The organism is Faecalibacterium sp. I2-3-92 (assembly GCF_023347315.1).
GTDB classification, from domain to species: domain Bacteria; phylum Bacillota; class Clostridia; order Oscillospirales; family Ruminococcaceae; genus Faecalibacterium; species Faecalibacterium duncaniae.
Window position 1 is genome coordinate 601,099 of the sequence record NZ_CP094470.1, and the last position, 26,245, is coordinate 627,343.

A 26,245-nucleotide genomic window follows, 5' to 3' on the forward strand; every position below is an offset into this window, starting at 1 on the left:
TACGATCATGATCTTATGATAAGGAGAAACCTGGATGCTCAAGAATTATCTGATGGTGTTTTTTGTCTCGATGGTGCCGGTCATTGAACTGCGCGGTGCCATTCCGATCGGGCTGGGCATGGGCCTGCCCGCCCTGCCCACCTATCTGGTCTGCGTGCTCGGCAATATGCTGCCGGTGCCCTTCATCTACCTGTTTGCCCGCAAGTTCCTCATCTGGGGCTACCACAAGCCGGTCATCGGGCCGGTGTGCAAGTTCTTCATCACTAAGGGGGAAATGGGCGGCCGCAAACTGGAGGAAAAGGCCGGCAAGGGCCTGACCGTTGCCCTGCTGCTCTTTGTGGGGATCCCGCTGCCCGGCACCGGTGCCTGGACCGGCACGCTGGCAGCCTCCATTCTGGACATGAAGTTCAAGGATGTTCTCATTGCCTGCATGGGTGGTGTGCTGCTGGCGGGCATCATCATGGGCCTGGCCAGCGCCGGTGTGTTGGGCGCGGCCAGCAGCCTGTTTGCAGTGTGACAGATAGGAGAATAAATCTCTCCGTCGCGGGCTTTGCCGCGACAGCTCCCCTGGCAGGGGAGCCAAGTCCTGCCTCGCCTATTAGAAGAGGTGGCATCGAGCGATAGCGATGATGACGGAGAGGTTTCGTACAGAAGCAGGCTGCCGAAGGCTGGCAAAAGCGCTTTAAGTGTGTTACAATAAACAGTAACGTGTCGTTACGACAAAGAAAGGACGAAGCAATCATGGATCAGGCATTGAATCAGAAGATCGACGCCTTTATTGCGGCGAACAAGGAGCAGATTCTGGAGGACATCGCGGCGCTGGTGGCCATCAACAGTGTGGAAGGCACCCCGACCGAGGAGGCTCCCTTTGGTGAGGGCCCCCGCGCGGCGCTGGACAAGACGCTGGAGCTGGCTGCAGGCATGGGTCTGGCGACCCGCAACTGCGAGAACTACATCGGCTATGCCGAGCTGGCCGGTGCAGACCCCGAGAAGTATCTGGCAACCATCTGCCATGTGGATGTGGTGCCCGTGGGCAACGGCTGGAGCCAGGACCCCTTCAAGATGCAGATCCGGGACGGCTGGATGATCGGCCGTGGTGTGGCCGATGACAAAGGCCCCATGGTGGCTACCCTGTACGCCCTGAAGTTCCTCAAGGAGGAGGGCGTTTCCCTGCGGTATCCCATCCGCGCAATGGTTGGCGACAACGAAGAGACCCACATGAACGATGTGGAATACTACCTCAAGAACTACCCGGCCCCGGTGTTCTGCTTCACTCCGGATGCAGAGTTCCCGGTGTGCAACGGCGAGAAGGGCCATTTCGGTGCAGAGCTGGTCAGCCCGGTCTGCAATGGTGAGATCAAGGAGTTCGAGGGCGGCGTTGCCAACAATGCAGTCCCCGACCGCGCCAGCGCACTGGTGGAGACTGACATCACCAAGCTGAAAAATGCCCCCAACATCACGCTGGAGCCGGAAGGCAATGGGGTGCGTATCCGGGGCTGGGGCAAGAGCGGCCATGCCGCCATGCCCGAGGGCACGGTCAACGCCATCGGTCTGGTGGTGAACTACCTGCTGGACAACGGTCTGTGCAACGATGCAGAGCGCGCCTATCTGGAAGCCCTGAAAAAGCTGCACGCTTCCACCGCAGGCACCGGCCTGGGCATCGACTGCGCCGACGGCCCCTTTGGCCCCCTGACCATCATCGGCGGCCGCATCTTCATGCGGGAGGGCCGGATCGTCCAGACCATGGACAGCCGTTACCCCACCTGCACCAACGCCGAGAAGATGAAGGAGCAGATCAAAGCTGCCATTGGTACGGGTGCTTCTCTGGAGAAGGCCGAGGGTGCCGAGCCCTTCTATATCGCAGCCGATACCCCCGCCATCAAGGCCTGCATCGAGACCTACAACGAGGTCACCGGCGAGAATGCCACGCCCTTTACCATGGGCGGCGGCACCTATGCCCGCCACTTCCCCTATGCGGTGAGCTTTGGCCCCGAGCACGAGGACATGGTGCTGCCTGAGTTCGGCGGCCCGATGCACGGTGCCAACGAGGCAGCTCCCATCGATAAGCTGCTGGAGGCCCTGAAGATCTACATCATCGCCCTGCTGCGGCTGGAGGAGATCGACTTCTGATGAACGTTCTGGTCATTGACGGCCAGGGCGGCGGTCTGGGCCGCCAGCTGGTGGCGGCCATCTCTGCCGCCTGCCCGGAAGCCCGGCTGACCGCCGTGGGCACCAACAGCATTGCGACTTCGGCCATGCTCAAGGCGGGGACGGTCCGCGCTGCCACCGGCGAGAACGCCGTGGTCGTGAACTGCCGCATCGCGGATGTTATCGTGGGGCCCATCGGCATTGTGATCGCTGACGCGCTGCTGGGCGAGATCACCCCCGCCATGGCAGCGGCAGTCTGCCAGAGCCCTGCCCGGCGGGTGCTGGTGCCCATCAACCACTGTGAGAACATCGTGGTGGGCGTGCCCGACCAGCCCATCGGCCAGCTGGTGGCGGCAGCGGCACAAAAGGTCAAAGAACTGGTGGAAACTCCTTGTAAATAACAGAAAAGCAGCTGCGTTCCGTGTGTGCGGAGCGCAGCTGCTTTCGTTTTGCAGAAGCTTTGTGCAGTTTTTGCGGATAGTACCGCCATGCCAGCGGCTCCCCTATGAGGAAAGCTGGCACGCAAAGTGGGACCGAGAGGTTCAGCGCTGCTGTTTCTGGATGACCTCGTGGATGCTGGGGGGCACATCCCCTTGTGCGTCCTTTTCCAGCCTGCTGATGCGGCGGTCCAGCTCGGTGAGGCGCTGGGACATGACATCCGGCAGATCCTGCTGGTCCAGGTCATCAGCGGGGTTGACGGCCTTGTTGTTGATGCGCACCACCTCGGCGGGCACGCCCACGGCGGTGCAGTTGGCGGGCAGGTTGCGCAGCACAACGCTGCCTGCGCCGATGCGGGCGTTATCGCCGATATACACCGGGCCCAGCACCTTGGTGCCCGCGCCGATCAGCACATTGTTCCCCAGGGTGGGGTGGCGTTTGCCGGTGTCCTTGCCGGTGCCGCCCAGCGTCACGCCGTGGTAGATGGTGCAGTTGTCGCCGATCACGGTGGTCTCGCCGAACACGATGCCCATGCCGTGGTCGATGAACAGGCACCTGCCGATCCGGGCACCGGGGTGGATCTCGATGCCGGTCTTGTGGCGGCCGTGCTGGCTGACCCAGCGGGCAAGGAAAAAGTGCCCGTGCTCATACAGCCAGTGGGCAATGCGGTGGTAGACCAGGATATGGAAGCCGGGGTACAGCAGGATGACCTCCAGCACACTGCGTGCGGCGGGGTCTTTGCGCTGGATGTTCCGTGCGTCCTCCAATAAGCTCATGTGGGGAACCCTCCCTTTTTGTTCAGCCGCCTCGGTGCGGCTCTCTCGATTTGACAGATACTATAATAACACATGCAAACTTCAATGTACAGTGCTTTGGTAGGAATTGACGGAGAAAAAACCTCTCCGCGCAGGGAGTATGGGGCGGGAAACGGGTTTTCGGTAGAGTAGCCAAAATTCCGGGAGATACAGCCAAAACCTTTTCACACAGGAATCTTACAGAAAGCATTGACACATTTTGCGTTTCTATGATAAAATATAACGAAAACAAATGCGAAGGAAAAGGAGAAGCGGACGAATGCTGTCAAAAATGAACGCTGAACTGAAAAAGCAGTTTGCAGCCGTTTTTGCGGTGGGCTCCGTGTTTCCTTTTTTCGCTTTTTGAACTTTTCCGTTTGTGGAAAAGTTCTTTTTTTTGCCTGTCCGCGGGCTGCAATGCCCGCATCCGCCCATCCGAGATACGAACAGGGAGGTAAAAGAATATGCTGCTCATCAACGCTGTAAACGCTGCGGGCCGCCCGGTGGAGCTTTTCGTGAAAGACGGAAAGATCGCCGCCGTGGGTCAGGATCTTTCCGCACTGGCCGGGGAGGGGGAGACTGTCCTCGATGCAGGCGGTCTGACCGTGCTGCCTGCCTTTGTGGACCTGCACTGCCACTGGCGCACCCCGGGCTTTGAATATAAGGAGGACATCGCCACCGGAAGCATGGCTGCGGCCGCAGGCGGCTACACCTTTGTCAACCTGATGCCCAACACAAAGCCCATCTGCTCCTCTGCCGCACAGGCAGCCATGGTGGAGCAGAAGGCCGCCGAGGTGGGCCTGTGCGATGTGAACCAGACGGTTTCCATCACCGAGAACTTTGACGGCAAGACCATCGACCACCTCAAGACCCTGCCCGCCAGCGTGAAGTTCATCACCGAGGATGGCCACGGTGTGCAGGACAACGCCACCATGGCCCGGGCCTTTGCCATCTGCACCCAGCGGGATATCACCGTGATGAGCCACGCTGAGGATATGGAGATCAGCCCCTGGGATTACCGGCTGGCCGAGGATCTGGAGACCGTGCGCAACTGCTGGCTGAGCGAGTACTACCAGACCAGGCTGCACATGTGCCACGTTTCCACCCGGGGCGCGCTGGAGGCCATCCAGATGGCAAAGCTGCGCGGCGCACCCGTGACCTGCGAGGTGACCCCGCATCACCTGTGGTTCAACAATGAGACCTGCGATTACCGGGTCAACCCGCCCATCCGCACCGCGGATGATGTGCAGGCGCTCATCGATGGCATCCATTCCGGTGTGGTGGATGCCATTGCCACCGACCACGCTCCCCACTCCGAGGAGGACAAGCTGAAGGGCATGGCCGGTATGGTGGGCAGCGAGACCGCCTTTGGGGTCTGCTACACCAAGCTCTGCAGGGAAGAGGGCCTGCCGCTGGAACTGCTGGTGCACCTGATGAGCACCCGCCCGGCAGAGATCCTGGGCCTTGCCAAGGGCCAGCTGGAGCCCGGCTACGATGCAGACTTCGTGCTGGTGGATCTCGACAACCCCTACACCGTGGACAAAGAAAAGCTGCACTCCAAGAGCCATAACTGCCCCTTTGATGGTGCACAGCTCTACGGCAGGGTCTATGCCACCATCAAGGGCGGCAAGCTGACCTATCAGGCTGAGGAGTAAAAGTCAGAACGTATCACTTCACCTCTTTGCCAAGGGCTCCCCTACTAGGGGAGCTGGCAGCGCGTCAGCGCTGACTGAGAGGTTTAATTCGTAATAAGAGAGTATGGAGGAACCCGACAATGACAAACATGGACAAGCTTTACGAAGCAGTTGCAGCCCGCGGCCCGGTGTGTGTGGGCCTGGACACTGATTTCAGCTACCTGCCCGCTGACTTTGTGGACACCACCCTGACCAAGGGGGAGAACATCGTCCGCTTCAACAAGAAGCTCATCGATGCCACCAAGGCTGTGGCTGGCTGCTACAAGGTGCAGATCGCATACTACGAGTCCCTGGGTCTGGAGGGCATGAAGGCCTACGCCGAGACCCTGGCCGCTGTCCGCGAGGCTGGTATCCCTGTCATCGCCGATATCAAGCGCGGCGATATCGCCAAGACCGCCGAGATGTACGCCATGGGCCACTTCACCGGCGACTTCGAGTCTGATTTCGTCACCCTGGCCCCCTACATGGGTCTGGATTCCATCAGCCCCTACCTGCCCTATGCCGAAAAGCAGGGCAAGGGCATGTTCGTCCTCTGCCGCACCTCCAACGGCGGTGCAAAGGACTTTGAGTATGAGAAGCTGGCAGACGGCCGCCACGTCTACGATCTGGTGGGCGACAAGCTGAACGCTCTGGGCAAGGACTACATGGGCGAGCACGGTTACTCCTCCATCGGTCTGGTCATCGGCGGCACCCACATCGAGGAGGCCACCGAGATCCGCGCCAAGTATCAGGACAGCTTCTTCCTCATCCCCGGCTACGGCGCACAGGGCGGCAAGGCGGAGGATATTGCCCAGTACCTGACCAAGGGCAACGGCGGCGTGGTCAACTCCAGCCGCGGCATCCTGCTGGCCTACAAGAAGCAGCCCGGCGTGGCCTTTGATGAGGCCGCTTACAACGAGTGTGTGAACATGAAGGAGGCCATTGCTCATGCGTGCAGCCTGCTGTGAAGCCACCGTTCTGAGCCATGAGAGCATCCTGCCGGACATCCGGCTCCTGCGTGCCCTCTGGCCTGACCGGGAGCATGCCCCCCACGCCGGGCAGTTTTTTACCCTGCGTGCCTGGGGTGCCGATGAGGCCCCCTTCCTGTCCCGCCCCATCAGCGTGCACAAGTGGGAGCCGGAGACCCAGACCATTGAGTTCCTGTATCAGGTCATCGGCGAGGGCACTCACAAAATTGCCCAGCTGAAGACCGGTGATACCTTCCAGCTGACCGGCCCCATGGGCAACGGCTTTGATATCCCGGCCCTGGCCGAACAATACCATAAGATCGCCGTGGTGGGCGGCGGCATTGGCACCGCCCCCATGTATCAGGTCACACGGGAACTGGCAGCTGCCGGTGTTAAGCCGGACGTGTTCTTCGGCTTCCGGGATACCCCTTACTGCATGGAGGAGTACCGCTCCATCGCAAATGTGGTAAAGGTCTCCACCGATACCGGCGCGGTGGGTTTCCACGGCTTTGTGACCCAGCTGTATGACCCGGCAGATTACGATGCCGTGCTGATCTGCGGCCCCACCGTGATGATGAAAAACGCCGCCCGGATCTGTGCCGAAAAGGGCACTCCCTGCTTCGTGAGCCTGGAAAAAAAGATGGCCTGCGGCATTGGTGCCTGCCTTGGCTGCACCTGCGAGACCAAGGGCGGCGAGGGCAAGAGCGTGTGCAAAAATGGCCCGGTCTTTGATGCAACGGAGGTGTTCTTCTGATGGCTGACCTGAAAACAAACCTGCTGGGCTTTGTGATGAACAGCCCGGTCATCGGCGCTTCCGGCACTGTGGGCTACGGTGTGGAGTACGAGGAACTGGCCGATTTTTCCAAGATCGGCGGCATCTCCGGCAAGGGCCTGACCCTGCACGGCCAGTACGGCAACAAGGGCGAGCGCCTGTGGGAGACCCCCTCCGGCCTCATCAACAGCATCGGCCTGCAGAACCCCGGCGTTCAGCATTTCATTGACGTGGAACTGAACGAGATGCTGGAGCTCAAGCAGAAATACGGCACAGTGGCCATTGCCAATCTGGGTGGACACAGTGAGGAAGAGTATGTTGAGGGTGCGGCTCTGCTGAGCGAGAGTGCAGTGGACATCGTGGAGCTGAACATCTCCTGCCCCAACGTCAAGGTGGGCGGCATGGCCTACGGCGTGAAGGCCGAGGCTGCCGGTGAGGTGGTGCGGATGGTCCGCGCGGCCTGCAAAAAGCCCCTGATGGTCAAGCTGAGCCCCCAGGCAGAGAACATCCCCGAGATGTGCAAGGCTGTGGAGGCCGCCGGTGCGGATGCCATCAGCCTGACCAACACCTTCCAGGCCTGCGCCATCGATCTGGAAAAGCGCAAGCCGGTGTTCAACAACATCTTTGCCGGTCTGTCCGGCCCGGCGGTGCGGCCCATTGCCCTGCGCATGGTCTGGCAGGCAGTGGGTGCCGTGAACATCCCGGTGGTGGGTCTGGGCGGCATTGCCACCGGCCGTGACGCACTGGAATTCATCATGGCAGGTGCCACGGCGGTACAGGTGGGCGCGGCAAACTTTGCCAACCCCCGCGCCATGGAGACCATTGCCGACGAGATGGCACAGTGGATGGATGCCCACGGCGTGAAAACGCTGGAGGAGATCCGCGACTGCGCCCGAAATGCTGAATAATCGAGCTGATATACCAGAATAACCACGACTTATGCGTATAAAATGAAAAAATGCGCATAAATTTGCAATTGCTGCAAAAGCGTGGTACAATACCGTTCAAAAGATATTTTCCATAAAAAAGAGAGGGAGAACTACAATGAGTGAAGCACTTGAAATTCTGAAGAGCTGTGACGCATTCCTGGAGGGCCATTTCCTGCTCTCCTCCGGCCGCCATTCCAGCGCATACTGCCAGATGGCCTACCTGCAGCAGTACCCTGACCGCTGCGCCGAGGTAATGAAGGCTGTGGCCGATCAGATCAAGAAGCTGGATGTGGATGTCATCGTGGGACCTGCCATGGGCGGCATCGTCTATGCTTACGAGCTGGCCCGCCAGACCGGCAAGCGCGCCATCTTCACCGAGCGCGTGGACAATGTGATGACCCTGAAGCGCTTTGCCATCCATCCGGGTGAAAAGTGCATCATTGCTGAGGACGTTGTCACCACCGGCATCTCCTCCCTGGAGACCAAGCGCGTGATCGAAGAGGCCGGCGGCATCTGCCTGGGCATCACCTGCGTGGTGGACCGCACTAAGCCCGAGGCTCCGTCTCCCATTCCCATCCTGGCCAGCGCCCTGAAGCTGGACCTGCCCAACTACGCACCCGAGGAGTGCCCCATCTGCAAGGAGGGCAAGCTGCCTCTGGTGCACCTGGGCAGCCGCAAGATGAAGCAGGAAGCCAAGCAGACCCTGTAACTTGACAACAACCGTGTTGAAACAAGGAGTACCTATGAACGCTTATCTTCTTTTGGCAAACGGCATGGTCTTTGCAGGCCAGTCAGTGGGTGCTGAGGGCGTTACCGTGGGCGAAGTCGTCTTTGCCACCGGTATGGTGGGCTTTGAAGAGACCCTGACCGACCCCAGCTACTACGGCCAGATCATCACCCAGACCTATCCCCTCATCGGCAACTACGGCATGAACAAGGACGATATGGAGTCGGACCGCATCTGGGCCAAGGGCTACATTGTGCGCGAGGCCTGCACCACCCCCTCCAACTGGCGCTGTGAGGAGACGCTGGACAGCTTTTTGAAGAAAAACAATACCATCGGCATCGAGGGCATCGACACCCGCCACCTGACCCGCATCATCCGGGAGAGCGGCGTGATGAACGGTGCCATCCTGACCACCTTTGACCCCGCTGACCCTGCCAACAAGGCCGAGACGGAGAAGCTGCTGGAGACCATCCGCGCCTATGCCGTGACGGATGCTGTCAAGAGCGTGACCTGCGAGAAGCCCGAGGTCTTTAACGAGAAGGGCGAGACCCACATCGTGCTGATGCACTACGGCTGCAAGCGCAATATCGTGCGCTGCCTGGTCAAGCGCGGCTGCAAGGTAACGGTGATGCCCGCTTTTGCCACCGCTGAGGAAGTGGCTGCCCTGAACCCGGACGGCATCATGCTGTCCAACGGCCCCGGCGACCCCGCCGAGCCGGTGGAGGTCATTGAGAACCTGAAGCAGATCTTTGCACTGGGCATCCCCACCTTCGGCATCTGCCTGGGCCACCAGCTCAGCGCTCTGGCCGCTGGTGCCAAGACCATGAAGCTGAAGTATGGCCACCGCGGTGCCAACCAGCCTGTCACTGATTTTGAGTCGGGCCGCACCTTCATCACCAGCCAGAACCACGGCTATGCGGTCGTGGGCGAGGAGCTGCCCGCCGAGATGGGCGAGGTGGCACAGGTGAACGCCAACGACGGCACCTGCGAGGGCATCAAGTACAAGAAGTGGAACTGCTTCACGGTCCAGTTCCACCCGGAAGCCAACGGCGGCCCCAAGGATACGGAGTTCCTGTTCGACCGCTTCCTGAACAACGTCAAAGCAGCAAAAAAGGAGGTGCGCTGAAATGCCCAAGGACCCCAGAATCAAAAAGGTGCTGGTCATCGGCTCCGGCCCCATCATCATCGGCCAGGCCGCTGAGTTCGACTACTCCGGCACTCAGGCGTGCCGCGCCCTGAAAGCAGAGGGTATTGAGACCGTTCTGCTCAACTCCAACCCCGCTACCATTATGACCGACCCGGATGTGGCCGATCATGTCTATATCGAGCCCATGACCCTTGAGGTGGTGGAGCGCATCCTGGAGATCGAGAAGCCCGACTCCGTTCTGCCCAACCTGGGCGGCCAGATGGGCCTGAACCTCTCCATGGAGCTGGCCCGTTCCGGCTATCTGGACCGCACCGGCATCCGCCTGCTGGCCTGCAAGCCTGAGACCATCGACCGCGCCGAGGACCGTGAGCTGTTCAAGGAGACGATGGAAAAGCTGCATCAGCCCATCATCCCCTCTGAGGTCGTGGAGACCCTGCAGGATGCGCTGGCCTGTGCGGACCGCATCGGCTATCCCGTCATTGTTCGCCCTGCCTTTACCATGGGCGGTACCGGCGGCGGCATCTGCGAAAACAAGGAAAAGCTCATCGAGATCGGCACCAACGGCCTGCGTCTTTCCCCCATCCATCAGATCCTGGTGGAAAAGTGCATCGCCGGTTGGAAAGAGATCGAGTACGAGGTCATGCGTGACCACAAGGGCAACGTGATCACCGTCTGCAACATGGAGAACCTGGACCCCGTCGGTATCCACACCGGCGATTCCGTGGTCGTGGCTCCCTCCCAGACCCTGACCGATCACGAGTACCAGATGCTGCGCACCGCCGCACTGGATATCATCACCGAGCTGGGCATCGAGGGCGGCTGCAACTGCCAGTTTGCCCTGAAGCCCGACAGCTACGATTACGCGGTCATCGAGGTCAACCCCCGTGTGTCCCGCTCCTCCGCACTGGCCTCCAAGGCCACCGGCTACCCCATTGCCAAGGTGGCCACCAAGATCGCCATCGGCTATACGCTGGACGAGATCACCAATGATGTCACCGGCAAGACCTGCGCCTGCTTTGAGCCTGCGCTTGACTACATCGTGGTCAAGTACCCGAAGTGGCCCTTTGATAAGTTCGTCTACGCCGACAAGTCTCTGGGCACCCAGATGATGGCCACCGGCGAGGTGATGAGCATTGGCAACAGCTTTGAGGCAGCCATGATGAAGGCGGTCTCCTCCATCGAGCTGGGTATGGACACCCTGACCCACAAGCCCTTTGAGGAGCTGACCGATGACGAGATCGTGGCCCACCTGCATGTGCAGGATGCAGAGCGCGTGTTCTGTGTCTACGAGGCCCTCAAGCGCGGCATCGACCACGAGACCATCTGGAAGATCACCAAGATCGACTGGTGGTTCCTGGATAAGATGCAGCACCTGGCTGACCTGGAAAAGGGTCTGGCAAAGTGCAACGGTGTTCTGAGCCTGGAGCAGTATCAGACCGCCAAGAAGTATGGCTTCCAGGATAAGACCATCAAGCGTCTGGCACAGGTGGATGCTCTGCCTGTGGAGAACTACCGCGCCGGTTTCAAGATGGTCGATACCTGTGCTGCTGAGTTCTCGGCCAACACCCCGTACTTCTACTCCACCTACGACGGCGACAACGAGGCCGCCGAGTTCATTGCCGCCAGAGAGGCTGAGGCTGCCGCCAACGGCCAGCCCAAGAAGAAAAAGGTGCTGGTCTTTGGTTCCGGCCCCATCCGCATTGGTCAGGGCATCGAGTTCGACTACTGCTCTGTCCACTGTGTCTGGACCCTGAAGAACCACGGCTGCGAGGCCATCCTCGTCAACAACAACCCCGAGACCGTCTCCACCGACTTTGACACCGGCGACCGTCTGTACTTCGACCCCCTGAACCCGGAGAGTGTGGACAACATCATCGCCACCGAAAAGCCCGATGCCTGCGTGGTCCAGTTCGGCGGCCAGACTGCCATCAAGCTGGCAAAGCACATGGATGAGATCGGCCTGCCCATCCTGGGCACCCCGGCGGATGCCATTGACGAGGCAGAGGACCGTGAGCGCTTTGACGAACTGCTGGAGCGCTGCAAGATCCCCCGTGCGCCCGGCCGCACCGTGTTCAATCTGGAGGAGGCTCTGGCTGCTGCCGATGAGATCGGCCTGCCTGTCCTGATGCGTCCCTCCTACGTTCTGGGCGGTCAGAATATGATCGTTGCCTACACCAAGGCCGATGTCATCGAGTACATGGGCGTTATCACCGAGCATGTGGACATGGATCACCCTGTCCTGCTGGATAAGTATATCATGGGTACCGAGTGTGAGGTCGATGCCATCTGCGATGGTGAGAACTTCCTCATCCCCGGCATCATGGAGCAGGTGGAGCGTACCGGTGTCCACTCCGGCGACTCGATCTGTGTCTACCCGGCACAGCATCTGACCCAGGCCGAGATCGACACCATAGTGGATTACACCGGCCGCTTTGCCCGCGAGCTCCACGTCACCGGTCTGGTCAATGTCCAGTACGCTGTTTCCAACGGCAAGGTCTATGTCATCGAGGTCAACCCCCGTTCCTCCCGTACCGTGCCTTACATCTCCAAGGTCACCGGCGTGCCCATGGTGGATCTGGCCGTGCGCTGCTGCCTGGGCGAGAAGCTGGCAGATATGGGCTATGGCACCGGCCTGCACCCCAACGCCCCCTATGTGGCTGTTAAGGTGCCTGTGTTCAGCTTTGAGAAGCTGCACGGCGTGGATACCCAGTTTGGCCCTGAGATGAAGTCTACCGGCGAGGTGCTGGGCATTGCCCCCAACTATCACGATGCCCTGCTCAAGGGCCTGATCGGTGCGGGCTATACCTTTAAGACCCCCGGCCCCGCCTCCTGCTGCATCTTTACGGTGAAGGACAGCGACAAGCCCGAGTTCGTGGATATCGCCTGGAAGCTCAAGAGCATGGGCTACAAGCTGTACGGCACCTCCGGCACCTGTGCATGGCTCAACAAGCACATGGTCCCCTGCAACGAGGTACGCAACATGTCCGGCGAGTCCCCCAACATCGTGGACCTGCTCCAGAGCGGTCTGGTGGACTATGTGTTCTCCACCAGTGCCAAGGGCCGTGACCCCAAGCGCGATTCTGTCCGCCTGCGCCGCAAGGCCGTGGAGCTGAGCATTCCCTGCATCACTGCTGTGGATACCGCCAACGCACTGGTCGATTGCCTGCGCAGCGACCATGACCTGAAGAATATCCCGCTGGTGGATATTGCAACGCTGTATCATAAAAAATAACGCACAAAATGTAACTCGTGCGCAATATTATGCGTTTCGTGCGCAATCTCTCGTAATGAGGGGCTGCATTTGTTATACTCAACAACGCAAAATTTGCCAAAAGACGTTACTTTTGGACGTTCCAGGAGGATATCGATACAATGACTCGTTCCCAGATGATCGAAACCGTGGCACGCAAGACCGGCTTTACCGAAGCACAGGTCGAGACCACGATGGACGCTTTGTTTGACCAGATCGCTGACTGCCTGCGTGCAGACGAGAAGGTGACCATTGCCGGCTTTGGCCGTTTTGAGATGCGTCCCCGCAAGCCCAAGGCTTACACCAACCCCAAGACCAAGGTCTCCAGCCGTCTGGAGTCCACCTCCATCCCCGGCTTCAAGGCCAGCGGCCGTTTCAAGCAGAAGCTGGAAGCAGGCCGTGCCGCCGCTCAGAGCGTGGAAGAGACTGCCTGAGCGCGTACATCCCAGATCCAACCGCAGAGCCGTGCCCAAAAAGGGCGCGGCTCTTTTTGCGTGCTGACAAGCGCCGCGTTTCATGGTATACTGAACAAAACAAGGGTAGAAGGATAAGGAGTATCAAACATGCTTTACAGTGAGTTGCAGTGCAGTGAAGCCATCCACAAGGCCGTGGAGCGGATGGGGTTTGCAGAGATGACAGAAATTCAGGAAAAGACCATCCCTGTGATGCTGGCAGGCCGGGATGTGATCGCCAAGGCCCCCACAGGCACCGGCAAGACCTGTGCCTTCGGCATCCCGGTGGCGGAACATATCGACCCAGAAAAAAAGTACCCGCAGGCTGTGATCATGGCCCCCACCCGGGAGCTTGCCCAGCAGATCGCCGAGGAGCTGACCGAGCTGACCTACTTTATGCCTGAGGTGCAGGTGGCCTGCGTGTACGGCGGTGCCAACATGGAAAAGCAGGCCAGGCGTTTGGCAGAGGGCTGCCAGATCGTGGTAGCCACCCCGGGCCGCCTGATGGACCACTATAAGCACCACAGCATCGATCTGGCTCATGTGACCCAGGTGGTGCTGGACGAGGCCGATGAGATGCTGAACATGGGCTTTTATAAGGATGTGCGGCATATCATTGAGCTGATGAAGGCCCGCAAAAGCCTGTCCATGTTCTCCGCCACCATCAGCCGCGAGGTCATGGACATCGGCTGGCTGTATCAGAACAACGCCGAGGAGATCACCGTTCAGCCCAGGGAGGAGAGCCAGCCCAAGATCACCCAGTACATGCTGGAGACCTCCGGCCGCAATAAGCTGTCCGACCTGGCCCAGATCATCATTGGCGAGGGCTACAAGCGGGTCATGGTGTTCTGCGATACAAAGTTCAATACCGCCACCCTGGCCAACCAGCTGGCCCGTCTGGGCTTCTCTGTGGACTGCCTCCACGGCGACCTCTCCCAGAAGGAGCGCAACCAGATCATGCAGAACTTCCGGGACGGCAGGCTGGCTATCCTTGTGGCCACCGATGTGGCTGCCCGCGGCATCGATGTCTCGGACGTGGATGCTGTCATCAACTACGATGTCCCCGGCGACAACGAACATTACACCCACCGGATCGGCCGCACCGGCCGCGCCAAAAAGGAGGGCGTGAGCTATCTGTTCTATGTGCCCGAGGAGAAAAAGCGGGTGCAGGAGCTTCTCCGCCTGACCCGCAACACCGACCTGTGCACCCCGGTCCACTTTGATTTCAACCATGAGCGCATCGTGGTGGAGAAAAAGCAGGACAATGCCGATCGGTTCCAGATCAAGTGCTATTTCTAAAGGAAGAAACTCCCCCAGTCTGCTCCGCAGACAGCCCCCTCAAGGAGGGAGCCTGCCCGTACGGTAAGCCTCCCTCTCTGAGGGAGGTGTCGAGCGAATGCGAGACGAAGGGAGTTCTTTTTTCAAAAAAACTATTGACCTTCCCCTTTCTGGAAGGTGTAAGATGGTGCCTGTAAGGAGGCTGCAGAGCCAATGAAGATCAACGAGGTGGAAGCCGCCGTGGGCGTGACCAAAAAGAATATCCGCTTTTATGAGGAAGAGGGGCTCATCAGCCCCCGGCGGGAGCCCGGCAACGGCTACCGCAGTTACTCGGAGGCGGATGTCGAGCGTCTGCGGCGCATCAAACTGCTGCGCAAACTGGATGTGCCGCTGGCCGAGATCCGGCAGATGCTGGAGGGAGAGTGCACGCTGGCTGAGGGAATGACCCGCCAGCTGGAACGCTTGAACACCCGCCGCACCGATCTGGACGAGGCAGTGAACTTCTGCACTCTGCTTCAAAAGGAACCTGTCAGCCTCAATGAACTGGATGTGGAACAGACGCTGGCGCGCCTGACTGCAAAAGAAGAACAGGGGGTAACATTTGTGGATATTGAACAGGTGGACCGGAAGGCCGAGCGCATCAGGGGTGCGCTGGTGGGAGCTGGATTGTTTACTGCGATCATGCTGCTGTCCATCGGCATCATGGCGTGGTCGTTCTGCGTCGATCCGCAGGATGTGCCGCCGCTGCCGCTGTTGGTGGTGCTGTTCGGCATCCCGGCGGGCTGCATCATCGGCACGCTAAAGGTGCTGGTGGATCGTCTCAAAGAGATCGGAAAGGGAGAAGAAGATGCTTATCGTAACTATTAACGAAGTCCCCGGTAAAAAGATCGAGGCTCTGGGGGTGGTGCGGGGCAGCACCGTGCAGAGCCGCAACCTTGGCCACGACATCATGGCCGGGTTCCGCACCCTTGTGGGCGGCGAAGTCACCGACTATGCTGAGATGCTCACCGAGGCCCGGCAGATCGCCACAGGCCGCATGGCAAAGAATGCGGAGGAACTGGGAGCCGATGCTGTGGTTGGGATGCGTTACGCCTCCGCCAGTGTCATGCAGGGTGCGGCAGAGGTCATTGCTTACGGAACGGCGGTGAAATTTGTATGAGTGCAAAAGAAAAGCAGGGGTTTACCCTTTATTTCCTGATTGCCTTTGGTCTGGCGTGGCTGTGCCAGGTGGGCGGCTGTATGGCCCTGCTCCAGCAGAAGAATGCCGTGCTGTATCAGCTGGCACTGATCGCCACTATGTTTTGCCCGCTGCTGGCTGTGCTGCTGGTGCAAAAAGTATTTCTGCGCCAGCCTGTCGGTATCGGCTGGAAGGTGCAGGGCAAACGGCGGTTCTGGCTGGCTGCATGGTTTGGCCCGGCAGTGTTCACCCTGCTGGGCGCAGTGCTGTATTTTGCCGTATTCCCCTCCCGGCTGGACTTTTCCTGCAGTTGGCTGGTAGCCGCCTACGGCGGTGAGATGGATGCCCAGACCCTGCGCAGCGAGCTGGGGGTCTCTACCCTCAGCTATCTGCTGCAAAACGGGCTGTTTGCGGTGATCCTTGCCCCCGCCATCAACATGTTTCCCGCACTGGGCGAGGAAGTCGGCTGGCGCGGCTACATGATGCCCCGCCTGAAGGAGCGGTTCGGCCTGCTGAATGGTCGTCTGTTAGGCGGCGTTGTGTGGGGTGTCTGGCATTGGCCCCTGATGCTGCTGGTGGGTTACGAGTACGGCACAAACTATCTGGGCGCACCGGTGCTGGGGCTTGTAGTGTGGTGTGTGGTCTGCTTTGCCCTGAACACCCTGCTGGATCTCCTCTACGAGAAAACAGGCTGTATCTGGGTGCCTGCCATTGCGCATGGTGCTTTCAATGCCATTGCGGCGCTGCCGCAGGTACTGATCACCCCGGCAGATGCATATTATAATGTACTGGGTCCCATGCCCATCGGTTTGATCTCTGTGCTGCCCATGCTTGCTGTGGCAGTAGGATTGACCCTGCATCAGATGAAACAGGAACAGTAAGAAGAAAACGCAGTCCCCGGCGGTCAGATCGACTGCCGGGGATTTTCTGCGCTTATAATATAAATAAGGAAAGCAGCGTTCAAGCGATGACGCAGACCCTGCCCGGAAGCACACCTTTTGCGAAATATAGAAAAAACTCAAAAAAGATGCAAAAAAGTGTTGACAGAAGGCTGGGGATGTGGTATTATACTTGAGCGCCAAGGGCCGCCGGAAAGAATGACTTCTGAAAGCGGCAGAAGCAAAGCGAAAGAACCAATATGGATACGTTGAAAAACGAACCACAAGTTCGAAAAGATCGAAAAGCTTCCGAAAAAAGTGCTTGACAAAAAATCACTTCTGTGGTAAAATAATCAAGTCGTCAGTCGCTAAGGCTGAGGCGCACAGGACCTTGAAAATTGAACAATATCGAAAAACTTGTAACGGAACCTATTTTCGTGTTGGAAAAACACGTTAAACAATTCCAAACAAAGTAATTCACACAGGACGCAAGCGATTGCGTGCTGAGCGAAGAAGATTTAACACTTTTTAAGTGATAAATATCATTTATAAAGAGTTTGATCCTGGCTCAGGACGAACGCTGGCGGCGCGCCTAACACATGCAAGTCGAACGAGCGAGAGAAAGCTTGCTTTCTCAAGCGAGTGGCGAACGGGTGAGTAACGCGTGAGGAACCTGCCTCAAAGAGGGGGACAACAGTTGGAAACGACTGCTAATACCGCATAAGCCCACAGGTCGGCATCGACCAGAGGGAAAAGGAGCAATCCGCTTTGAGATGGCCTCGCGTCCGATTAGCTAGTTGGTGAGGTAATGGCCCACCAAGGCGACGATCGGTAGCCGGACTGAGAGGTTGAACGGCCACATTGGGACTGAGACACGGCCCAGACTCCTACGGGAGGCAGCAGTGGGGAATATTGCACAATGGGGGAAACCCTGATGCAGCGACGCCGCGTGGAGGAAGAAGGTCTTCGGATTGTAAACTCCTGTTGTTGAGGAAGATAATGACGGTACTCAACAAGGAAGTGACGGCTAACTACGTGCCAGCAGCCGCGGTAAAACGTAGGTCACAAGCGTTGTCCGGAATTACTGGGTGTAAAGGGAGCGCAGGCGGGAAGACAAGTTGGAAGTGAAATCTATGGGCTCAACCCATAAACTGCTTTCAAAACTGTTTTTCTTGAGTAGTGCAGAGGTAGGCGGAATTCCCGGTGTAGCGGTGGAATGCGTAGATATCGGGAGGAACACCAGTGGCGAAGGCGGCCTACTGGGCACCAACTGACGCTGAGGCTCGAAAGTGTGGGTAGCAAACAGGATTAGATACCCTGGTAGTCCACACCGTAAACGATGATTACTAGGTGTTGGAGGATTGACCCCTTCAGTGCCGCAGTTAACACAATAAGTAATCCACCTGGGGAGTACGACCGCAAGGTTGAAACTCAAAGGAATTGACGGGGGCCCGCACAAGCAGTGGAGTATGTGGTTTAATTCGACGCAACGCGAAGAACCTTACCAAGTCTTGACATCCTGCGACGATGCTGGAAACAGTATTTTCCTTCGGGACGCAGAGACAGGTGGTGCATGGTTGTCGTCAGCTCGTGTCGTGAGATGTTGGGTTAAGTCCCGCAACGAGCGCAACCCTTACTGTCAGTTACTACGCAAGAGGACTCTGGCAGGACTGCCGTTGACAAAACGGAGGAAGGTGGGGATGACGTCAAATCATCATGCCCTTTATGACTTGGGCTACACACGTACTACAATGGCGTTAAACAAAGAGAAGCAAGACCGCGAGGTGGAGCAAAACTCAGAAACAACGTCCCAGTTCGGACTGCAGGCTGCAACTCGCCTGCACGAAGTCGGAATTGCTAGTAATCGTGGATCAGCATGCCACGGTGAATACGTTCCCGGGCCTTGTACACACCGCCCGTCACACCATGAGAGCCGGGGGGACCCGAAGTCGGTAGTCTAACCGCAAGGAGGACGCCGCCGAAGGTAAAACTGGTGATTGGGGTGAAGTCGTAACAAGGTAGCCGTAGGAGAACCTGCGGCTGGATCACCTCCTTTCTAAGGAGTCAGGCAGATGGAAGAACATCGAAGATGGTCGGCCATCTGGAACAGGTGACAGATACAAGCAGAGTAGATATTGTTCGATTTTGAGGGCCCTGAAAAGGACACTCAAAGACGTACCTTGAAAACTGAATAATAACTGCGAAACAAAGATTATAGTAAGTTCTTTTAAGAAATATTGCAATTTCAAAAGGAAGGGTAACAATAATCTTCGTTGGCAAAAGAGAGAATCAAGAGGATACCAAATGTTCTGAAAGAACGTTTGAAAGGTCAAGCGAACAAGGGCGCAGGGCGAATGCCTTGGCACTGGGAGCCGATGAAAGACGTGATAAGCTGCGATAAGCTTCGGGGAGCTGCAAATAAGCATTGATCCGGAGATTTCTGAATGAGGAAACTCACCTGGGTTCATACTCAGGTACAATACACTGAAATTCAAAATAGGTGTATTGAGGGAACCGCCTGAACTGAAACATCTAAGTAGGGCGAGGAAGAGACATCAAACGAGATTCCGTAAGTAGTGGCGAGCGAACGCGGAAGAGGGCAAACCGAGAGTAGAAATACTTTCGGGGTACGGACTGCTTTTAAGACTCAATCTGTTAACCGAACGGCATGGGAAGGCCGGTCAGAGAGTGTGAGAACCACGTAGGTGAAAACGGAGAGAGCTGCGCAGGATCCAGAGTACGGCCAGACACGTGAAACCTGGTCGGAATACGGGGGGACCACCCTCCAACCCTAAATACTACCCAGTGACCGATAGCGTATAGTACTGTGAAGGAAAGGTGAAAAGCACCCCGGGAGGGGAGTGAAAAAGAACCTGAAACCCTGTGCCTACAAGCACCTAGAGCACGTCAATGTGTGATAGGGTACTTTTTGTAGAACGGTCCGGCGAGCGATTGTATGCAGCAAGGTTAAGGACTTAAGGTCTGGAGCCGAAGCGAAAGCGAGTTTGAAAAGGGCGTTAAGTTGCATATAATGGGCCCGAAACCGGGTGACCTACCCATGGTCAGGTTGAAGTGGAAGTAAAATTCCATGGAGGACCGAACCGACCTCCGTTGAAAAGGCGGCGGATGAACTGTGGGTAGCGGAGAAATTCCAATCGAACCCGGAGATAGCTGGTTCTCCCCGAAATAGTTTTAGGACTAGCCTCAAGTTAGATACCTGGAGGTAAAGCACTGAATAGCCTAGCGGCCGAGAGGTTAGCGAAGCTTATCAAACTCAGAATGCCAGAGTATTGATGCTTGGGAGTCAGACAGTGTCAGATAAATGTCATTGTCAAAAGGGAAACAGCCCAGATCTACAGCTAAGGTCCCAAAGTCAGGTTAAGTGGAAAACGATGTGAAGATACGCAGACAACCAGGATGTTGGCTCAGAAGCAGCCACTCATTCAAAGAGTGCGTAATAGCTCACTGGTCGAGCGTCTTTGCGCGGAGAATTTAACGGGGCTAAACCTGACACCGAAGCTTAGGCAATACAGCAATGTATTGGGTAGGGGAGCGTTGTATACGCGGAGAAACAGTAGCGTAAGCGGCTGTGGAGTGTATAGAAGTGAGAATGCCGGAATGAGTAGCGCGAATGCAGTGAGAATCTGCATGGCCGAAAGCCTCAGGTTTCTGGAGGAAGGTTCGTCCGCTCCAGGTTAGTCGGGAGCTAAGGTGAGGCCGGAAGGCGTAGCCGATGCACAGACGGTAGAGATTCCGTCACCACCAAAAGAGTTAAGCACAGGGACACATATGAAGTCTCAGAGCCGGGTGTTGGTTCCGGTAGAGATCGAGGGAAATTAGTACCGAAGTCTGAGATGGAAGATGGCGAGAAAAGCTGTGTGTATTTCTGAGGTGCCCGTACCGCAAACCGACACAGGTAGGTAGGAAGAAGATTCTAAGGCCAACGGGAGAAGGGTTGTTAAGGAACTCGGCAAATTGACCCCGTAACTTCGGGAGAAGGGGTGCTCCAGAGATGGAGCCGCAGAGAATCGGCCCAAGCAACTGTTTACCAAAAACACAGGTTTGTGCTAAATCGAAAGATGACGTATACGAGCTGACGCCTGCCCGGTGCTGGAAGGTTAAGAGGAGATGTGCAAGCATTGAATCGAAGCCCCAGTGAACGGCGGCCGTAACTATAACGGTCCTAAGGTAGCGAAATTCCTTGTCAGGTAAGTTCTGACCCGCATGAAAGGCGTAATGATTTGGGCACTGTCTCAACAGCCCGCCCGGCGAAATTGTAGTACCGGTGAAGATGCCGGTTACCCGCGACAAGACGGAAAGACCCCATGGAGCTTTACTGTAGCCTAATATTGGGTTTCGATGTTGCATGCACAGGATAGATGGGACTCTGGGAAACCAAGGCTTTGGCTTTGGCGGAGAGGCCGTTGGGATACCATCCTTGCGATATTGGAATTCTAACCTGCGGCTCTGAATCGAGTCGGGGGACATTGTTAGGTGGGCAGTTTGACTGGGGCGGTCGCCTCCTAAAGAGTAACGGAGGCGTTCAAAGGTTCGCTCAGCTTGAACGGAAATCAAGCAAAAGAGTGCAAACGCAGAAGCGAGCCTAACTGCGAGACTGACGGGTCGAGCAGTAACGAAAGTTGGAGTTAGTGATCCGGTGGTATGTGAGTGGAAATGCCATCGCTCAACGGATAAAAGTTACCCTGGGGATAACAGGCTGATCTCCCCCAAGAGTCCACATCGACGGGGAGGTTTGGCACCTCGATGTCGGCTCATCGCATCCTGGGGCTGTATTCGGTCCCAAGGGTTTGGCTGTTCGCCAATTAAAGCGGTACGCGAGCTGGGTTCAGAACGTCGTGAGACAGTTCGGTCCCTATCTGTCGTGGGCGCAGGATATTTGATGGGAGCTGTCCCTAGTACGAGAGGACCGGGACGGACGTACCTCTGGCGCACCAGTTGTTCCGCCAGGAGCATAGCTGGGCAACTACGTACGGATCGGATAAACGCTGAAAGCATCTAAGCGTGAAGCCGACCCAAAGATAAGATATCCCACTGATTGAATCAGGTAAGATCCCTTGTAGACTACGAGGTTGATAGGCACGATGTGTAAGTGGAGCGATCCATTCAGCAAGTGTGTACTAATAGATCGAGGGCTTGACCACAATTCGCTTGAATTCTCAAGTCAATGACAAAATGTTAGCAGTGATTATTCAGTTTTGAAGGCACGTCCTTCTAAGAAATACTGGACAAAGTAAAGCAGAAATGTTATACTGAACCAGTCATATTGGTCGGTGACGATGACGGTGAGGTTCCACCTGTTCCCATTCCGAACACAGAAGTTAAGCTCACTCGTGCCCAAGATAGTTCGCTGGAAACGGCGCGTGAAAATAGGTAGTCGCCGACTTACATGAAACCCCTGAGGAAGAAATTCCTTGGGGGTTTGTTGTTTTTGTGCGGTATTTTCTTTCACCGGCAAAGAAATTGCCAAAAGTTTCTATTTTTGCTTGATTTTTTCGTGCATTATGTTATGATGATATTGGGGATGCTGGTTGGCCAATCCCATTCTATAATGATGTGTTATCTAGTGACCTCGGATCCGCTTATTCAACATTAGACAGAAGAAAGGAAATCAGAAAGGATTAAATTATGAAACGTGCAATACTTGTACTGCTTTCGGTTGTTCTGATGCTGGGTGTGCTGTGCAGTTGCAGCACCAACGATAAGGCTGCGGATGATTCGGTTCAGACTACCACCTCTTCTCACCACTCTGGTCATCATGCAGAACCCGGTGAACCAAACCATCATAAATAAATCGGCATAGATGTAGTCCGCCGACTTAAACAAAACCCCTGAGGAAGAGATTCCTTGGGGGTTTGTTTTTACCATTTTCCGAGAAAGAATATATGTTAGAGGATTGCAGACTGGACTAAAAACTGGTATTCTCAGAACAGAAAGGGGTGAGAATATGCGTTCGGACATGACACGCAAAGATTCAGCAATGTATTATGCGATAATGATAGTACTTTTTGTATTTTGCAGTATTGTATTTTATGTGCAGACACATTACCAGCATACCTCGGCAATCAGGCCGGAGGACGATTATAAGGGCAAGATACCGCAGCTTCATAGTAGCGAGGATCGGGATGATGACGGTGTAGATGACCAGTTAGATATTCTGAACGGTGCACTGGCCTATGTGAGTACACATCCAAAATACAAAAGCCGCTACTATGAGAACGGTTATCCTGACGATAATTACGGAGTGTGCACTGATGTAGTGGCTTATGCGTTGAAATATGCCGGATATGATCTACAAGTGCTTGTGGACGCGGATATCCGGGTACACCCACAAGATTATATGGTAGCCGAGCCGGATGCAAACATAGACTTCCGGCGGGTGCGAAACCTGAATATATTTTTTTCACACACAGCAGTTGCCCTGACCACAGATGTCTCAGAAATAGAAGCATGGCAGGGTGGCGATATTGTAATCTTCGAAAGACATATCGGCATCGTGTCCGACCGACGAAATAAAAATGGAGTGCCCTATATCATTCACCACAATGATCCATGGCAGATGGCCTACGAGCAGGACATTCTGGAAAAACGAACTGACATCGTGGGTCATTACCGAATTTCAAAATAAAAAGCGGTCCTACTGCACGGTTATGCACAATGCAGCAGGGGGGCATACTTTATTGGGCGGTATATCGGTTACGATACGGGCTTCTGCAGATAGTTCGCTGGAAACGGCGCGTGAAAATAGGTAGTCGCCGACTTAAGTGAAAGCTCTGAGATGAAAGTCTTAGGGCTTTTTTGTTGTGTATTACCGAAATGCGAAGATATAGTTTGTTCAAACCGCGCATAGCGTACTGCTTGACAAACTGACTACTATGTAATACAATATAGATAAGCTACAACGCATTGCATAGTAGATAGAAAGGAGGAAGCAGATTGGAAAATAATGCACAGCTGCTAAAGGGTGTATTGGAATATTGCGTGCTGCGGCTGATTGAAAAAGAACCAACCTATGGCTATGAAATAGTGATGCAGTTAAAACAGGTCGGTTTTGCAGAGATCAGCGAAAGCACGCTGTATCCGCTGCTTTTACGCCTGGAGCAGCAGGAGAAGGTGACAGTGGAGCGGCGACCTTCTCCCAAGGGACCAAGCCGGAAGTACTATGTGATCACCGAAAGGGGGACGGATTCTCTTTTGGATTTTCAACAGGAATGGAACCGTCTGTGCGGTTTGGTAGAAAAGATTTTTCGGGAGGATAGAAGATGAACAACTATTTTACCATGCGAAGAGCGAACCGTCTGCGCGTAAAACTGCTCAACAGCAAAAGCCAGGAGCAAATCAGAGAGGTTATTCGATATCTGCGGCGTACCAGTTGGGATGAGTGCGGCGTAGAGCTGATATACAGTGACCTGATCGATATGGCGGTGCAGGCCAATGAGAATGGGCAGGAACTATTCAACGTGATTGAGGATGCAAAAACCTTTGCTGAGGAGGTTAAGTCAAGCCTTAAAACTTTGAGGACTGGAGATTATTTCTGGTTTGTGGCACCACTGTATTTCTTTTTTGGCTGGGGGATAGGGGGTCTGTTGCTGTATCCGGTGGTTCCGGACTGGGTGTTTGAACTCTCACTTGGGTATTTGATGCAGCTTGTGGTCTGCATAACTGCTTTTTGCTGGCTGTTCCGGAAGATGATGGAGCAGGCGGGGTTTCCGCCAAGCAAGCATCGTCTGAAATACTGCGGCTGGCTGGTGCTTTATATTGCAGTGCTGTATGCAACAGGTGCATTTTTTACACGGATCGCTGGAGCTTTTGTTTTGCTGCGCCTGCCGATTTTGCCTTATGCCCTTTTCAGCCTCCTGCTGGGTGCGGGGTTGTATGGCATAAAATTTTGGAAGTATGGCAAAGATGAACGCTTGAGAGAACGTATCTGAATCCTCCTTATGATGTACGTCTGCCGGGCCATGGAAAACGAGCTCATCCCTGACCTGAACAAAGTAAAGAAGCGCTTCATCCTCTCCCGGATGAGGCGCTTCTTTTCTCACAGATGATGGGTGCTTACTGCCCTCCATGGCGGTGGGCTTCGGCGGCAAGCTCCTGCTGCAGCGCGGCCTTGCGATGGTCGAGCAGCAGGTCTTTGTTGTACCGGAAATAGCGGTCGCAGCCATTTTCGGTGATGAAAGCATGGGAAGCGGGGTTCAAGGTCAGCTCCGTGACGAACACCACCATCTCCTGGCTTTCGGCAAAGGCATTCTCCATAAAGTCAAATGCAGCTTCCAGCGCGGCGCTGGCGGCTTCCTGTGCCTGATCCCGGGCCTCGGCAAGGGACTGGAACTGTGTGCGCAGGAGGTCAAAGGCGGGCTGTGTGCTCACCGCATTGGCGCGGCGCAGCTCCGCATCCCAGCTGCGGAGGGCGGCATACACCTGCAGGCGGGTATTCAGCGCGTCATGGCTCAGCAGACCAGCGGCACGCTGGCGCTGGGTCTCGGCATCATAGTCCGTGACCATCTGACCGAACAGGGTAAGCTCCCCATCCGGGATGTCCGCAGGCAGGGTGGAAAAGCCCTGTTTGGCCTCCCGCAGGAAGGCGTAGCAGGCATCGGCAACGGCATCGGCCTGCCGGGAAGCAGTGAACCGGGTGTTCAGACCGGACAGAATCAGACTGACCAGCGAGAGCCGTTCATCAAACGGTGCATTGAGCAGGCGGGCATAAACGGCAGGCTTGACCTGACCGGCCAGGATCTCCTCTACGCCGTAGTCATCACGATACTTATAATAGAGATCAAGATAGGCAGAGAAGTCCTCTGCGATCTTCTGGTGCTGGAGATACTGCCGGATGAGCGCTTCATCTGCCTGCAGGTCCAGCGATTCATAGGTGTCCAGCAGGTTGGACAGATCCTCCCAGCCGCGGGCAGTGACGAACTGTGTGCCGTCCACGTCGGCGTTGATCTGGTAGAAGTTCTGGGGATGCAGATCGAGGTAGCTCAGGATGGCACTGTGGATGTGGGCTGTGCGGGCGTAATCCTTCCATACCTGCAGGTCGGGCTCAATGTCCATCCGACGGACACGATCCAGCGTGACGATATCGAAATCGCGGACGGATTTGTTATACTCCGGCGGGTTGCCTGCCGCCACGATGACCCAGCCGGCAGGCACGGCCTGGTTGCCAAAGGTCTTGCACTGCAGGAATTGCAGCATGGTGGGGGCCAGCGTTTCGGAAACGCAGTTGATCTCGTCGATGAAGAGAATGCCCTCTTTCAGGCCGGTGGCTTCCATCTTGGCGTAGACACTGGAAATGATCTCGCTCATGGTGTATTCGGTCACGGAGACATCCTTGTCGCCGTAATGGCGCTGCCGGATGAAGGGCAGGCCCACGGCGCTCTGGCGGGTGTGGTGGGTGATGGTGTAGGCCACCAGTGCCACGCCGCACTCCCGGGCGGCCTGCTCCATGATCTGGGTCTTGCCGATGCCCGGAGGGCCCATCAGCAGGATGGGGCGCTGCCGGATGGAGGGGATGGCATACTCACCCAATGTGTCCTTGGCCAGGTAGGCTTTGACAGTGTGTTCGATCTCTTCTTTGGCGCGTTTGATATTCATAA

The 26,245-nt window shown here is 56.3% G+C and carries 21 protein-coding genes and 3 rRNA genes; 22 read left to right on the top strand and 2 right to left on the bottom strand.

The genetic code is table 11. The features are described 5' to 3' along the window. Positions 1-34: 34 nt before the first annotated feature. The 3 genes from MTP42_RS02800 to MTP42_RS02810 all read left to right on the top strand — a co-directional run bounded on the left by MTP42_RS02800 (position 35) and on the right by MTP42_RS02810 (position 2,549). A complete protein-coding gene (locus MTP42_RS02800) occupies positions 35-517 on the top strand; it encodes a COG2426 family protein (RefSeq protein ID WP_215666281.1) in 483 nt (160 codons plus the stop codon). Between the two features lie 191 nt (positions 518-708). Continuing rightward, on the top strand, positions 709-2,130 hold the full coding sequence (locus tag MTP42_RS02805; RefSeq protein ID WP_249257921.1) for a Sapep family Mn(2+)-dependent dipeptidase: 1,422 nt from the start codon (positions 709-711) through the stop codon (positions 2,128-2,130). After that, entirely contained in the window at positions 2,130-2,549 is a 420-nt protein-coding gene (locus tag MTP42_RS02810) for a DUF3842 family protein (protein ID WP_249257922.1), read from the top strand. The genes MTP42_RS02805 and MTP42_RS02810 overlap by 1 nt, the downstream gene beginning before the upstream one ends. Positions 2,550-2,690: 141 nt before the next feature. Here MTP42_RS02810 and epsC read toward each other — a convergent pair whose 3' ends face one another. Continuing rightward, entirely contained in the window at positions 2,691-3,362 is a 672-nt protein-coding gene (gene epsC / locus MTP42_RS02815) for a serine O-acetyltransferase EpsC (protein ID WP_215698150.1), read from the bottom strand. A 482-nt stretch (positions 3,363-3,844) separates the two neighbouring features. Between epsC and MTP42_RS02820 the strand changes: the two genes are divergently transcribed. The 19 genes from MTP42_RS02820 (at position 3,845) to MTP42_RS02910 (ending at position 24,580) form a co-directional block, all read left to right on the top strand. After that, positions 3,845-5,035 (top strand): dihydroorotase, encoded by a 1,191-nt coding sequence (locus tag MTP42_RS02820; protein WP_249257923.1) that lies wholly within the window; start codon positions 3,845-3,847, stop codon positions 5,033-5,035. A 119-nt stretch (positions 5,036-5,154) separates the two neighbouring features. Beyond that, the gene (gene pyrF / locus MTP42_RS02825; protein ID WP_117506121.1) at positions 5,155-6,021 is read left to right on the top strand and encodes an orotidine-5'-phosphate decarboxylase; all 867 of its coding nucleotides are present in this window, start codon (positions 5,155-5,157) and stop codon (positions 6,019-6,021) included. Beyond that, positions 6,002-6,775 (top strand): dihydroorotate dehydrogenase electron transfer subunit, encoded by a 774-nt coding sequence (locus MTP42_RS02830; protein WP_005929274.1) that lies wholly within the window; start codon positions 6,002-6,004, stop codon positions 6,773-6,775. Before pyrF ends, MTP42_RS02830 begins: the two co-directional genes overlap by 20 nt. After that, on the top strand, positions 6,775-7,701 hold the full coding sequence (locus MTP42_RS02835; protein ID WP_249257924.1) for a dihydroorotate dehydrogenase: 927 nt from the start codon (positions 6,775-6,777) through the stop codon (positions 7,699-7,701). The genes MTP42_RS02830 and MTP42_RS02835 overlap by 1 nt, the downstream gene beginning before the upstream one ends. Positions 7,702-7,837: 136 nt before the next feature. Next, positions 7,838-8,431, top strand: a complete 594-nt coding sequence (pyrE, locus tag MTP42_RS02840; protein WP_035393285.1) for an orotate phosphoribosyltransferase — start codon at positions 7,838-7,840, stop codon at positions 8,429-8,431. Positions 8,432-8,465: 34 nt separating this feature from the next. Next, positions 8,466-9,575, top strand: a complete 1,110-nt coding sequence (locus tag MTP42_RS02845; protein WP_154277555.1) for a carbamoyl phosphate synthase small subunit — start codon at positions 8,466-8,468, stop codon at positions 9,573-9,575. 1 nt (position 9,576) lies between these two features. After that, on the top strand, positions 9,577-12,828 hold the full coding sequence (carB, locus tag MTP42_RS02850; RefSeq protein ID WP_207697070.1) for a carbamoyl-phosphate synthase large subunit: 3,252 nt from the start codon (positions 9,577-9,579) through the stop codon (positions 12,826-12,828). A gap of 140 nt (positions 12,829-12,968) precedes the next feature. Beyond that, on the top strand, positions 12,969-13,280 hold the full coding sequence (locus tag MTP42_RS02855) for an HU family DNA-binding protein (protein ID WP_005929264.1): 312 nt from the start codon (positions 12,969-12,971) through the stop codon (positions 13,278-13,280). A 129-nt stretch (positions 13,281-13,409) separates the two neighbouring features. Then, on the top strand, positions 13,410-14,597 hold the full coding sequence (locus MTP42_RS02860; RefSeq protein ID WP_005929262.1) for a DEAD/DEAH box helicase: 1,188 nt from the start codon (positions 13,410-13,412) through the stop codon (positions 14,595-14,597). Positions 14,598-14,789: 192 nt separating this feature from the next. After that, complete coding sequence (locus MTP42_RS02865; RefSeq protein ID WP_097772754.1) at positions 14,790-15,443, top strand: MerR family transcriptional regulator; 654 nt, start codon at positions 14,790-14,792, stop codon at positions 15,441-15,443. Further along, positions 15,424-15,735, top strand: a complete 312-nt coding sequence (locus MTP42_RS02870; protein WP_005929259.1) for a heavy metal-binding domain-containing protein — start codon at positions 15,424-15,426, stop codon at positions 15,733-15,735. The genes MTP42_RS02865 and MTP42_RS02870 overlap by 20 nt, the downstream gene beginning before the upstream one ends. Further along, positions 15,732-16,634 carry a CPBP family intramembrane glutamic endopeptidase gene (locus MTP42_RS02875; RefSeq protein ID WP_249257925.1) on the top strand — a complete coding sequence of 301 codons (903 nt, stop codon included), beginning with the start codon at positions 15,732-15,734 and terminating at the stop codon, positions 16,632-16,634. Before MTP42_RS02870 ends, MTP42_RS02875 begins: the two co-directional genes overlap by 4 nt. A gap of 542 nt (positions 16,635-17,176) precedes the next feature. Beyond that, positions 17,177-18,687 (top strand): 16S ribosomal RNA (locus MTP42_RS02880). Positions 18,688-18,958: 271 nt separating this feature from the next. After that, positions 18,959-21,793, top strand: a 23S ribosomal RNA gene (locus MTP42_RS02885). 125 nt (positions 21,794-21,918) lie between these two features. After that, positions 21,919-22,035: ribosomal RNA gene (gene rrf, locus MTP42_RS02890) — 5S ribosomal RNA — on the top strand. Together the 16S, 23S and 5S rRNA genes form the textbook arrangement of a ribosomal RNA operon. A gap of 242 nt (positions 22,036-22,277) precedes the next feature. After that, positions 22,278-22,442 (top strand): hypothetical protein, encoded by a 165-nt coding sequence (locus MTP42_RS02895; RefSeq protein ID WP_249257926.1) that lies wholly within the window; start codon positions 22,278-22,280, stop codon positions 22,440-22,442. 166 nt (positions 22,443-22,608) lie between these two features. Next, a complete protein-coding gene (locus tag MTP42_RS02900; protein WP_249257927.1) occupies positions 22,609-23,277 on the top strand; it encodes a DUF1287 domain-containing protein in 669 nt (222 codons plus the stop codon). A gap of 308 nt (positions 23,278-23,585) precedes the next feature. Further along, positions 23,586-23,915, top strand: coding sequence for a PadR family transcriptional regulator (locus MTP42_RS02905; protein WP_005936428.1), 330 nt, complete (start codon positions 23,586-23,588; stop codon positions 23,913-23,915). After that, positions 23,912-24,580, top strand: a complete 669-nt coding sequence (locus tag MTP42_RS02910) for a hypothetical protein (RefSeq protein WP_249257928.1) — start codon at positions 23,912-23,914, stop codon at positions 24,578-24,580. The genes MTP42_RS02905 and MTP42_RS02910 overlap by 4 nt, the downstream gene beginning before the upstream one ends. 124 nt (positions 24,581-24,704) lie before the next feature. Here the strand turns inward: MTP42_RS02910 and MTP42_RS02915 are convergent, their stop codons facing one another. Then, a complete protein-coding gene (locus MTP42_RS02915) occupies positions 24,705-26,243 on the bottom strand; it encodes an AAA family ATPase (RefSeq protein ID WP_249257929.1) in 1,539 nt (512 codons plus the stop codon). Between the last annotated feature and the right edge of the window lie 2 nt (positions 26,244-26,245).

Coding starts and splice junctions, on each gene's coding strand:
- MTP42_RS02800 (WP_215666281.1), top strand. CDS start 35: ATGCTCAAGAATTATCTGATGGTGTTTTTTGTCTCGATGGTGCCGGTC.
- MTP42_RS02810 (WP_249257922.1), top strand. CDS start 2,130: ATGAACGTTCTGGTCATTGACGGCCAGGGCGGCGGTCTGGGCCGCCAG.
- epsC (WP_215698150.1), bottom strand. CDS start 3,362: ATGAGCTTATTGGAGGACGCACGGAACATCCAGCGCAAAGACCCCGCC.
- MTP42_RS02820 (WP_249257923.1), top strand. CDS start 3,845: ATGCTGCTCATCAACGCTGTAAACGCTGCGGGCCGCCCGGTGGAGCTT.
- pyrF (WP_117506121.1), top strand. CDS start 5,155: ATGACAAACATGGACAAGCTTTACGAAGCAGTTGCAGCCCGCGGCCCG.
- MTP42_RS02830 (WP_005929274.1), top strand. CDS start 6,002: ATGCGTGCAGCCTGCTGTGAAGCCACCGTTCTGAGCCATGAGAGCATC.
- MTP42_RS02835 (WP_249257924.1), top strand. CDS start 6,775: ATGGCTGACCTGAAAACAAACCTGCTGGGCTTTGTGATGAACAGCCCG.
- pyrE (WP_035393285.1), top strand. CDS start 7,838: ATGAGTGAAGCACTTGAAATTCTGAAGAGCTGTGACGCATTCCTGGAG.
- MTP42_RS02845 (WP_154277555.1), top strand. CDS start 8,466: ATGAACGCTTATCTTCTTTTGGCAAACGGCATGGTCTTTGCAGGCCAG.
- carB (WP_207697070.1), top strand. CDS start 9,577: ATGCCCAAGGACCCCAGAATCAAAAAGGTGCTGGTCATCGGCTCCGGC.
- MTP42_RS02855 (WP_005929264.1), top strand. CDS start 12,969: ATGACTCGTTCCCAGATGATCGAAACCGTGGCACGCAAGACCGGCTTT.
- MTP42_RS02860 (WP_005929262.1), top strand. CDS start 13,410: ATGCTTTACAGTGAGTTGCAGTGCAGTGAAGCCATCCACAAGGCCGTG.
- MTP42_RS02865 (WP_097772754.1), top strand. CDS start 14,790: ATGAAGATCAACGAGGTGGAAGCCGCCGTGGGCGTGACCAAAAAGAAT.
- MTP42_RS02870 (WP_005929259.1), top strand. CDS start 15,424: ATGCTTATCGTAACTATTAACGAAGTCCCCGGTAAAAAGATCGAGGCT.
- MTP42_RS02875 (WP_249257925.1), top strand. CDS start 15,732: ATGAGTGCAAAAGAAAAGCAGGGGTTTACCCTTTATTTCCTGATTGCC.
- MTP42_RS02895 (WP_249257926.1), top strand. CDS start 22,278: ATGAAACGTGCAATACTTGTACTGCTTTCGGTTGTTCTGATGCTGGGT.
- MTP42_RS02900 (WP_249257927.1), top strand. CDS start 22,609: ATGACACGCAAAGATTCAGCAATGTATTATGCGATAATGATAGTACTT.
- MTP42_RS02910 (WP_249257928.1), top strand. CDS start 23,912: ATGAACAACTATTTTACCATGCGAAGAGCGAACCGTCTGCGCGTAAAA.
- MTP42_RS02915 (WP_249257929.1), bottom strand. CDS start 26,243: ATGAATATCAAACGCGCCAAAGAAGAGATCGAACACACTGTCAAAGCC.